The following is a 9,873-nucleotide window of genomic DNA, read 5'->3' as shown; positions in this document are numbered from 1 at the left end:
GCAGGGTGGCGCCGATGTCGGAGGTGCGCGTGGTCGTCATCGACTGCACGGACACCGGGGCGTCCCCGCCCACCGCCACCGACCCGACCTGGATCCGCCGACTCCTCCGGCGCTCGGCGAGCGGCGGTGCGGGCACCTCGGGCATCCCGAGCGGGAGGGCGGTCACGGCCTCACTCCCGGTTCCCGGAGACCGTCTCGCGCAGGGCGCGCAGCGACTCCTTCAGCGATCCCATGGTGGCGAGGACGGCGGTGGGCTCGTAGCCGCAGTGCGCCATGCAGTTGGCGCAGCGCGGGTCCTTGCCGCGGCCGTACTTGTCCCAGTCGGTGTCCTCGACGAGCTCCCGGTACGTCGGCACGTAGCCGTCGCTCATCAGGTAGCAGGGACGCTGCCAGCCGAAGAGGGAGTAGTTCGGGATCGCCCACGCGGTGCACGGGAAGTCGACCCTGCCCTCCAGGAAGTCCAGGAACAGCGGGGAGTGGTTCAGCCGCCAGCGGCGCCGGTTGCCGCCCGCGAAGGCCTTCCTGAACAGCTCCCGGGTCTGCTCCACGCCCAGGAAGTGCTCCTGGTCGGGGGCCTTCTCGTAGGCGTAGGCGGGCGAGATCATCATCTCGTCGACCCCGAGGTCGTCGTTGAGGTAGTCGAGCACCTCGACGACGGTCTGCGGGGTGTCGGTGTTGAAGAAGGTCGAGTTGGTGGTGACCCGGAAGCCGCGCCGCTTGGCCTCCTTGATGGCCGCCACGGCCTCGTCGAACACGCCCTCCTTGGCCACGGACTCGTCGTGCCGCTCCCGCAGGCCGTCGATGTGCACGGCGAACGCGAAGTAGGGCGACGGGGCGAACCTGTCCATCTTCTTGCGCAGGAGCAGCGCGTTGGTGCACAGGAAGACGTACTTCCGTCTGGCCACCAGCTGGCGCACGATCTCGTCGATCTGCGGGTGCATCAGGGGCTCGCCGCCGGCGATCGACACCATGGGCGCCCCGGACTCCAGGACCGCGCCCACGGCCTGCGCGACGGGCATCCGCTGCTTGAGCACCCCGGCCGGGTGCTGGATCTTGCCGCACCCCTCGCACTTGAGGTTGCAGGCGAAGAGCGGTTCCAGTTCGACGATCAGCGGGAACTTGTCCCGCCCGCGGAGCTTCTGTTCGGCCAAGTATGTAGCGACCTTGATGGACTGACGCAGCGGCATGGCCATCTGGCTCACCTCCTGGGGAGCGGCAAGGAACGGTGCCATTCATAGAAAGCCGGAAGTACGGAACGAAGGACACGGAAAGCCGATATTCCACCGCGGACCGTGCCGATGCGGACGAGCTCGTGTTCAGGAGCGTCCACGACCACCCGGACGGCCGCAACCGGGCGCTCGGCCACCCGGACGGCGCTCAGGAGCGTGGCCGCCGACTCCATGTCGACCGCGATCGCGCCGGTCGCGAGCAGGGCGGACCGTTCGTGACCGCGGACGACGTGGTCGGAACCGGTGAGCGGACCGGTGTGGACGGCGCGCCCGGGCACCGCCCGTCCCAGCTCCTTCACCAGCAGTTCGGTCCCCGCGCACGGGACGCTGCCGCGCGGGTCCCGGGTCTCCTCGGCGACGACCAGGTCGCCGGGGTGCATCCCGGGGGCGAGCCCCGCGCAGAAGCCGGTGGCGAGGACGGCCGCCCCGCGCAGGGCCTCCTCGGCGAGCACCCGGGTGACGGAGCGCTCGGCCGCCGCCGGGCCCATCCCGGTCCGCAGGACGGTGACCGGCCCGCCCGCGCCCCCGCCCTCCCGCCCGCGCAGGGCGAACCGCTCGATGCCGAGCGCGCAGGCGATCAGCAGCGGGGGCGGGGCGGGCCGGGGGTTCATCAGCTCCCCTTCGCCTCGGCGAGCGGCTGCCCGGTCCCGCCCTTCACCCCGACCGGTTTCGCGGCGGGGGGCTCCCCGTGCACGTACCGGCCGAGCGCGGTGAGCGGGAAGACCTGCCGGTAGAGGTGGTAGTTGATGGAGAAGTCCCAGGGGAATCCCGTGCCGGTGAAGTACGGCTCGTCCCAGGAGCCGTCCTCGCGCTGGGTGGCCGCCAGCCACTCGATGCCGCGTTCGACGGACTTGGACCCCCTCTCCCCCGCCGCGAGCAGCGCCATCAGCGCCCAGGCGGTCTGCGAGGCGGTGGAGGCGCCACGGCCGGCCCATTCCCGGGCGTGACGGTAGGACCGCAGGTCCTCGCCCCAGCCGCCGTCGTCGTTCTGCACCTTCTCCAGCCAGGCCACGGCCCGCCGGATCGCCGGGTGCGAGGCGGGGAACCCGGCGGCGGTCAGCGCGGGGACGACGGAGCCGGTGCCGTAGAGGTAGTTGACGCCCCACCGCCCGAACCAGGAGCCGTCCGGTTCCTGCTGGGCGAGCAGCCACTGGATGCCGCGCCGGGTGCGCGGATCGTGGGCGAGGCCCTCGACGGCGAGCATCTCCACGACGTGTGCGGTGACATCGGCCGACGGCGGGTCGATGACCTCCCCGAAGTCGCAGAACGGCAGCCGGTTGGGGAACGGGCTGGTGTTGTCGACGTCGAACGCCCCCCAGGCGCCGTTCCTCGACTGCATGCCGAGGCTCCAGCGGACGCCGCGCCCGACGGCGTTGTCCAGCCGCTCGGGGTCGTGGTGTCTGACCCGGCGCAGCGCGAGGATCACCTCGGCGGTGTCGTCGATGTCGGGGTAGTTGTCGTTGTGGAACTCGAACGCCCACCCGCCGGGCGGCAGATGGGGCCGGCGCACGGACCAGTCGCCGGGCCGCACGACCTGCTCGCCGAGCATCCAGTCGGCGGCCTTGACCAGTTGCGGGTGGTCGGCGGGCAGACCGGCGTCGGCCAGCGCGATGGTGGCGAGGCAGGTGTCCCACACCGGGGACTGGCAGGCCTCGATCATCCGGGCCCCGTCCTCGCGCCACACGGCGAACCGGTCCAGCGACTCCAGGCCGGCGCGCATCACCGGATGGCTCAGGTCGTAGCCGAGCAGGTGCAGGGCGATGACCGAGTACACGGCCGGGGGCTGGATGCCGCCCCAGCAGCCGTCGTTCTCCTGCCGCTCGATGATCCAGCGGGCTGCGGTGTTCATGGCCGCTCTGCGCACCCGGCGCGGGACCGCTCCGCGCAGTCTGTGCAGGGCCTTGTCCAGCCGCTGGAAGACCCCGTCCCAGCTGTTCGCCGGGGCGAGCGGCCGGGGAGGACTGGGCCGGCGCGGGTCGGTGTGCAGCTCGTCCAGCGGGAACGGGGCGGGGCGCACCGGCCGCTCGGCGGAGACGATCGTCAGCGGCACGATGGTCTGCCGGGCCCAGCAGCCGAAGTCGTAGATGTTGAGCGGCACCCAGGACGGGAACCAGATCAGCTCGGGCGGGAGTTCGGGCAGGTCCTCCCACTTCCACCAGCCGAACAGGGCCAGCCAGATCCGGGTGAAGACGCGGGAGGCGGCGATGCCGCCCCGCCCGCGGACCCAGGCGGAGGCCTTCGCCATGTGCGGGGCGTCGGGCGGATCGCCGGCCAGCCGCAGCGCGACGTACGCCTCGACGGTGGCGGAGAGGTCGCCGGGGCCTCCGTGGAAGGTGGCCCAGGTGCCGTCCTCGCGCTGCTCCCCGCGGATGAACAGGGCGGCGGCGCGGGTGGTGTCCTCGTCGCGGATGCCGAGGAACTGGCGCAGCAGCAGGTCCTCGGCGTCCATCGTGACGTTGGTCTCGAGGTCGCCCTTCCACCAGCCCTGGTCGTCCTGCCGGGACAGCAGGAAGTCGGTGGCGCGCCGCACGGCACGGGCGGCGATGTCGGGAACCCCGGCCGCCTCGGGGATGTCGGTGTCGTTTTCGCTGGCCGCGGCCACCGCGGGCGGCCACGCCGCCCCGGTGCTTCCGTCGGTCGTCGCTGTCATGGCTTCCCCTTCGTGCAGTCCTGCGAGTGGTGTCTGCTGTGGGTCCGCCGTCGGCCGGTGCCGTTCTCCCCTGGGCGCCGGCCGGCGACTACGCGAGGGCTATTCGACCGATAGTGATCATCTCTTTCGTACGACGACGAAGTCCGCGAGCGCCGTGAACCGTTCCCGCACCGGGGCGGGCATGTCCACGGCGTGCAGGGCCTCGATGGCGATGGTGTGCTGACGGCGTGCCTCTTCGGCGGTCCAGTCGCGGCCGCCGGCCTCCTCGATGAGGGCGGCACGGGCCGCGAACTCCTCCTCGGAGAAGTTCGCGGAGTCGCTGCTCTTGGCGTCGGCGGCGAGGATCTCGCCGAGCCGCTCGGAGGCGTGGCCGCCCGCCGCGAGCGCGGCCACGACCGGGAGGGACTTCTTGCGCTGGCGCAGGTCGCTCCAGGTCTGCTTGCCGGTGGCCTCCGGGTCGCCCCAGATGCCGAGGAGGTCGTCGACGGCCTGGAAGGCGAGGCCGAGGCGGTAGCCGTACGTCTCCAGCGCGTCGGCGGTGCGGTCGTCCGCGCCGCCGAGCACCGCACCGATGGAACTGGCGCAGGCGAGCAGGGCGCCGGTCTTGTTGCCCTCCATCTCCAGGCACTCCTCGACGCTGACGCGGTCGCGGTGTTCGTAGGAGATGTCCTGGGCCTGGCCGTCGATGAGCGCGCGGCTCGCCTTGGTCAGCCGGCGGGCGGCGCGGCCGGCCTCGACGGTGCCGAGTTCCAGCAGCACCTCGTTGGCCAGGGCGAACAGGGCGTCGCCGACCAGGATGGCCTGGGCGGGACCGTGCACCTTCCAGACGGTGTCGCGGTGCCGGCGCTGCTCGTCGCCGTCCATCAGGTCGTCGTGCAGCAGGGAGAAGTTGTGGACCAGTTCGACGGCGACCGCGCCGGGGACCCCGGTCTGCGGGGCGGCCCCGGTGACCTCGGCGGAGAGCACGGCGAGGGCGGGGCGCACGGCCTTTCCGCCGTCGCCGTCCGCGGGCCGGCCCTGGGCGTCGATCCAGCCGAAGTGGTACGCGGCGACCGTGTCCATGGGAGGTGCCAGGCGGTCGACGGCCGCCCGCAGTACCGGCGTGGCCAGGGTCCGCCCGCGCTCCAGGAGCGCGGACACGTCCACCGCGGTCCTTCGAACGGCCTGCGGGGCCGGGGGCACAGGGGGCACAGTCTCTCCTCTTGTCGCGGTACCGGGGGTGCGGGAACCTGCCGCGCCGCTCCGTTGCAGCATCAGGCCGCCTCCTCGCGTGCGAAGAGGTGGCGGGGGCGGGGCCGGCCGAGGGCGCCCAGCGCGGCGTCCGCCGCGCCGACGCCGCTGCGGACCGCACCCTCCATGGTCGCGGGCCACCCGGTGGCGGTCCACGCTCCGGCCAGGTACAGGCCGGGTGCCTCGGTGCGGGCGCCGGGCCTGAGGCGTCCGACGCCGGGGGCGGGAGCGAACGTGGCGGCGCGCTCCCGGGTGACGAAGAAGTCCTCGACCCGGGCGTCGCGGGTGCGGGGCAGCAGCCGCTCCAGTTCGGGCAGGTAGCGTTCGCGCAGCGCGGCGACCGGCAGCTCGATGTCGTCCTGGGCGACCGACTGGGACAGCGCCAGGTACTGGCCGCGCTTCAGGCCGGAGGCCTCGGTGCGGTCGAAGACCCACTGCACGGGGGTGCCGAGGGCGGCGAAGAAGGGCCGTGCGAGCACCTTGCGGTCGTAGACGACGTGCACGTTGAGGATCGGCGCGGTACCGAGGGCGAGCAGCCGCTCGGGGGCGTCGAGCGCGCCCGCGGGCAGCAGGTCGTACGCCTCGCGCTGGGGTACGGCGAGGACGACCGCGTCCGCCCGGATCGTCTCGCCGGGGATCCGGACGCTCCATCCCCCGTCCCCGTCCGCGGAGACGGAGCCGACCCGTGCGCGGAGCTCGGTGCGCACGCCCGCGGAGTCGAGCGCCCTGCGGGCGAGCCGGTCGTGCAGCTCACCCAGTGGCACCCGGGCCCAGCCGATGTCGGCCGCCGAGGGGTCGGACAGCAGACCGGTCCTGAACACCATCGCGGCGAGCGCCAGGGACGTGTCGCCCGCGACCGCGTTGAGGGTGGCGACCCCGATCAGGTCCCACAGGGCCTCGACGGCGCGCGCCGACTGGCCGTGCGCGGCCAGCCAGCTGCCGAAGTCCTGGGTGTCCAGGAGCGGATCGGCGGGGTCGAGGCCCTTCAGCGCGAGCGCGGCCCGGACCGTCCTGGCCCGGTCGGCGAGCGACAGGTGCGGATACGCGGCGAGGCCGCGCGCCAGGTGCAGGGGCACCGGCAGCGCGTCGCGCCGCAGTCGGCCGAGCCGTCGCCCCTCGGGACGCGCGACGTCGAGCACGGGCACGTCGAGCCGGTCCTGCAGCGGCGCCAGCGCCGCGCCGTCGATCCGGTCGAGGAACCAGCGGTAGGCGGTGCAGCAGCGCAGGTACACGTGCTGGCCGTTGTCGACGGTCAGGTCGCCGCGCCGGAAGGAGAAGGCGAGGCCGCCCAGGCGTGGCCTGCCTTCCAGCAGGGTGACGCCGACCCCGGCGTCGGCGAGCGCCAGCGCGGCGGTGACGCCGGCCAGTCCGCCGCCGACGACGACGGCGTGCCGTCCCGCCGGAACGGGGTCGTCCGCGAGGGGGCCCCCGGAGCGTGTGCCGTGGCTCATGCGTCCTCCTCCGACCGGCCGGTGCGCCGCTCGAACGGTGCGGGCCCCGCCGTCTCGGTAGGGGACGCGGCGTCGCGGCGGAGGGTTGCCCGCCCTCTTCCGCCGGGGAGCGGGATGTCCATCAGGCGCGCCTCCTGACGGCCCGCCGGGTCACGTGCCGGGTGTCCAGGCCGGACAGGCCGCGCACCGCGACGTAGGCCTTCTCGCGTCCGGGCAGGGAGACCCGGCCGCGCAGGACCGCCCCGGGGTCGCGCTCGATGCGGTCCAGGAGCCGGCGGTAGATTCCGGCCATGGCGGCGACGCAGGCGCCGCTGCGCCGGTCGAGCAGGGGGAGCAGCCGGTAGCCCTCGGCGAACAGGGCGCGGGCCCTGCGCGCTTCGAAGTGCACCAGGCCCGCGAAGTCCGAGCCCTCCGCCGGTGCCGGCCCGCCGAACCCGGCCGAGCAGCCGAACTTGGCGAGGTCGTCGGCGGGCAGGTAGGTGCGCCCGCCCTCGGCGTCCTCGCGGACGTCCCGGAGGATGTTGGTGAGCTGGAGCGCGAGGCCGAGCGTGTCGGCGTACTCGGGGGCGCGCTCGGCGCCGCGTGCGCCCGGTGCGGTGCCGAACACGCCGAGCGAGAGCCGCCCGATGGCGCCCGCGACGCAGCGGCAGTAGGCCTTGAGGTCGTCCCAGGTCTCGTAGGTCTCGCCGCGGACGTCCATCTGGACGCCGTCGATGAGTTCGTCCAGACCGCCGAGCGGGATCGGGAAGTGCGCGGCGGCGTGGGCGAGGGCGACCGCGACCGGGTCGGTGTCGTCCTCGTCGACCGCGCCCTCGCGGATCCGGGCGAGCAGCGCCCGGGTGTCCTCCAGCCGGGCCGCCTTGACGTCGTTCTCCAGCAGGCCGTCGCCGATGTCGTCGACGCGCCGCGAGAACGCGTACAGCGCCGACATCGCGCGCCGCTTGGGCGCCGGCAGCAGCCGGATGCCGTAGGCGAAGTTGCGGGCCTGCTGTCCGGTGACGGCCTCGCAGTAGCTGTAGGCGGCGAGTACCGGTGCGGACGCGGGCGGTTGCGACTCCACGGTCCGGATCACCCCTTTCCTCGCAGAGTCGCGCCCGCCTCGCGCAGCAACTGGACCGTACCGGGCTTGGGCGGGCCGGGAAGTACGTCGTATTCGGCGGCGGCGATCGCGTGGAGGGCCGCCCTTCCTCCCGCCACGAACCCCGCGAGCAGCAGCCTGAGCCTGCCTTGGACGCTACCCACCAGGGGGGCGCCCTCATTCAGCAGATCCCGGGCGCGTTCGGCCTGGTACGCGACCAGCGCGCGCACCGACGCCCCGGCGGTGGGCGCGGCGAGGTCCCTCTCCTGGACGTGGAAGCGCTTCATGTCCGCGGCGGGCAGGTAGACGCGGTCGCGGCCGAGGTCCTCGGCGACGTCCTGGAGGTGCTCGACGAGCTGGAGGGCGGTGCAGATCGCGTCGGAGCGGCGGATCCGCTCGGGCGTCGAGGCGCCGGTGACGGCGAGGACGAGGCGGCCGACGGGGTTGGCCGACAGCTCGCAGTAGGCGAGCAGGTCGTCGTAGGTCTCGTAGCGCTTGACGACCTGGTCCTGGCGGTTGGCGGCGATCAGCCCGAGGAAGGGGCCGGGGGTCAGCGCGTGGCGGCGGACCGTCGGCCGGAGCCGGCGCAGCAGCGGATGGCGCGGTTCGGGGCCCGCCGGGTCGAACACCCGGCGCAGGTCCGCCTCGAAGGCGTCCAGCAGCACCAGGCGGTCGTCGGCCGCGTCCCCGGTGACTCCGAGGAGACGTGCGTCGGCGCCGCCGGGGGCCAGGTCGCCGTCGCCGATGTCGTCGACCAGACGGGCGAACCCGTACACCGCCATGAGGTCGTCGCGCCAGGACCGGGGCAGGAAGAAGGGTGCCACGGGGAAGTTCTCGGCGGCGGCCTTGTCGAGGGTGGCGCGCTCGGGGTCGGCGGCGCGCGCCGCGGCCACGGGCGTCATCGCGGGCTGCCAGGGGCGTGGACGGCGCACGCTGCGTTCAGCCGGGGAGTCTCCGTAACCATTGCCGTCACATCTCCCGTTCTACACTGCTGACCCAATACGCACTATTTCGGACACGCCGCCGAGGTTCCCGCCACGCGGCACCGTTGGAGGGTGTCGGGCATTATGGCCCTGATTGCCGCCTTTCGGGACCGGTACAGCTTACGTTGTACAACGCGGGGTGCGACGGCGGGGGTCCCCGCCACACGACAACACACCGATCGGCGTCAAGATTCCCCGCGGCGGCGGGAGTTGACGTCTCCTTCGCAGACGCCGGGCCCCACCGGACAGTTCCGGCGGGGCCCTCCTGGCCGGGGGCTACTTCCCGGTGAACTTCTCGTACTCCCTGAGCACCTCGTCGGTGGGCCCGTCCATGCGCAGTTCCCCGCGCTCCAGCCAGAGCACGCGGTCGCAGGTGTCGCGGATCGACTTGTTGTTGTGGCTGACCAGGAACACCGTCCCCGCCTGCTTGCGCAGCTCCCGGATGCGCGCCTCGGAGCGCTTCTGGAACTTGCGGTCGCCGGTGGCCAGCGCCTCGTCGATCATCAGGACGTCGTGGTCCTTGGCGGCGGCGATGGAGAACCGCAGCCGGGCCGCCATGCCGGACGAGTAGGTGCGCATCGGCAGGGTGATGAAGTCGCCCTTCTCGTTGATCCCGGAGAAGTCGACGATCTCCTGGTAGCGGGCCTTGATCTGCTCACGGGACATGCCCATGGCGAGCCCGCCCAATATGACGTTCCGTTCGCCCGTCAGGTCGTTCATCAGGGCGGCGTTGACGCCGAGCAGGGAGGGCTGGCCGTCGGTGTAGACCTTGCCCCGCTCGGCCGGCAGCAGTCCGGCGATGGCCCGCAGCAGGGTCGACTTGCCCGAGCCGTTGGAACCGATCAGGCCGATGGCCTCGCCCCGGTACGCCACGAAGGACACGCCCCGCACGGCGTGCACCTTGCGCACGCCCCGCTCCTCGCCCCGCTTGACGATGCGGCTGAGCGCCGCCGTGGCGCTGCCCCTGCCGGTCCGCGCGCCGTTGACGCGGTAGACGATGTGCAGGTCGTCCGCGATGACCGTGGGGATCCTCCGGTCGGTGGTGTCAGCCACGGCCGTACCTCTCCTCTGCCTTCCAGAAGTAGACGAAGCCGACCACGCCGGCCAGCAGGGCCCAGCTCAGCGCGAACGCCCACACGTGCGGGGGCAGGTACGCGGAGCCGTAGTCGTCGATCAGCGCGAAGCGGACCAGGTCCATGTAGATCGCGGCCGGGTTCCACTGCAGCACGTCGGCGAGCCAGGCGGGCACGTC

Annotated in this window: 10 protein-coding genes and 1 pseudogene; all 11 read right to left on the bottom strand. The window is 73.2% G+C overall.

Going from position 1 to position 9,873, the window contains the following annotated elements; translation table 11 throughout:
* Positions 1-166 (bottom strand): flavodoxin-dependent (E)-4-hydroxy-3-methylbut-2-enyl-diphosphate synthase (locus ABTY20_RS33855; RefSeq protein ID WP_352000978.1); only part of this gene is annotated, 166 nt, incomplete at its 3' end.
* A 4-nt stretch (positions 167-170) separates the two neighbouring features.
* Positions 171-1,193: an adenosyl-hopene transferase HpnH gene (gene hpnH / locus ABTY20_RS33850; protein WP_352000976.1), complete on the bottom strand. Its 1,023-nt coding sequence runs from the start codon at positions 1,191-1,193 to the stop codon at positions 171-173.
* Between the two features lie 5 nt (positions 1,194-1,198).
* A complete protein-coding gene (locus ABTY20_RS33845) occupies positions 1,199-1,840 on the bottom strand; it encodes a phosphorylase family protein (protein WP_352000975.1) in 642 nt (213 codons plus the stop codon).
* Positions 1,840-3,879, bottom strand: a complete 2,040-nt coding sequence (gene shc, locus ABTY20_RS33840) for a squalene--hopene cyclase (protein ID WP_352000974.1) — start codon at positions 3,877-3,879, stop codon at positions 1,840-1,842. The genes ABTY20_RS33845 and shc overlap by 1 nt, the downstream gene beginning before the upstream one ends.
* Before the next feature lie 117 nt (positions 3,880-3,996).
* Complete coding sequence (locus ABTY20_RS33835) at positions 3,997-5,061, bottom strand: polyprenyl synthetase family protein (protein WP_352000977.1); 1,065 nt, start codon at positions 5,059-5,061, stop codon at positions 3,997-3,999.
* 71 nt (positions 5,062-5,132) lie between these two features.
* On the bottom strand, positions 5,133-6,560 hold the full coding sequence (hpnE, locus tag ABTY20_RS33830) for a hydroxysqualene dehydroxylase HpnE (RefSeq protein WP_352000973.1): 1,428 nt from the start codon (positions 6,558-6,560) through the stop codon (positions 5,133-5,135).
* On the bottom strand, positions 6,557-6,682 hold the full coding sequence (locus tag ABTY20_RS33825; protein WP_352000972.1) for a DUF6380 family protein: 126 nt from the start codon (positions 6,680-6,682) through the stop codon (positions 6,557-6,559). Before ABTY20_RS33825 ends, hpnE begins: the two co-directional genes overlap by 4 nt.
* Positions 6,682-7,632: a presqualene diphosphate synthase HpnD gene (hpnD, locus tag ABTY20_RS33820; RefSeq protein ID WP_352000971.1), complete on the bottom strand. Its 951-nt coding sequence runs from the start codon at positions 7,630-7,632 to the stop codon at positions 6,682-6,684. Before hpnD ends, ABTY20_RS33825 begins: the two co-directional genes overlap by 1 nt.
* On the bottom strand, positions 7,629-8,540 hold the full coding sequence (gene hpnC, locus ABTY20_RS33815; protein WP_352000970.1) for a squalene synthase HpnC: 912 nt from the start codon (positions 8,538-8,540) through the stop codon (positions 7,629-7,631). Before hpnC ends, hpnD begins: the two co-directional genes overlap by 4 nt.
* Before the next feature lie 357 nt (positions 8,541-8,897).
* On the bottom strand, positions 8,898-9,674 hold the full coding sequence (locus ABTY20_RS33810) for an ABC transporter ATP-binding protein (RefSeq protein ID WP_352000969.1): 777 nt from the start codon (positions 9,672-9,674) through the stop codon (positions 8,898-8,900).
* Positions 9,667-9,873: pseudogene (locus ABTY20_RS33805) on the bottom strand (ABC transporter permease); the annotation flags it as partial. The pseudogene ABTY20_RS33805 and the gene ABTY20_RS33810, both read right to left, overlap by 8 nt.

The organism is Streptomyces sp. NPDC126497, from assembly GCF_040302425.1.
GTDB lineage: Bacteria > Actinomycetota > Actinomycetes > Streptomycetales > Streptomycetaceae > Streptomyces.
The sequence above is the reverse complement of the archived record's forward strand: the minus strand, read 5'-3'. Positions and strand labels throughout refer to the sequence as shown.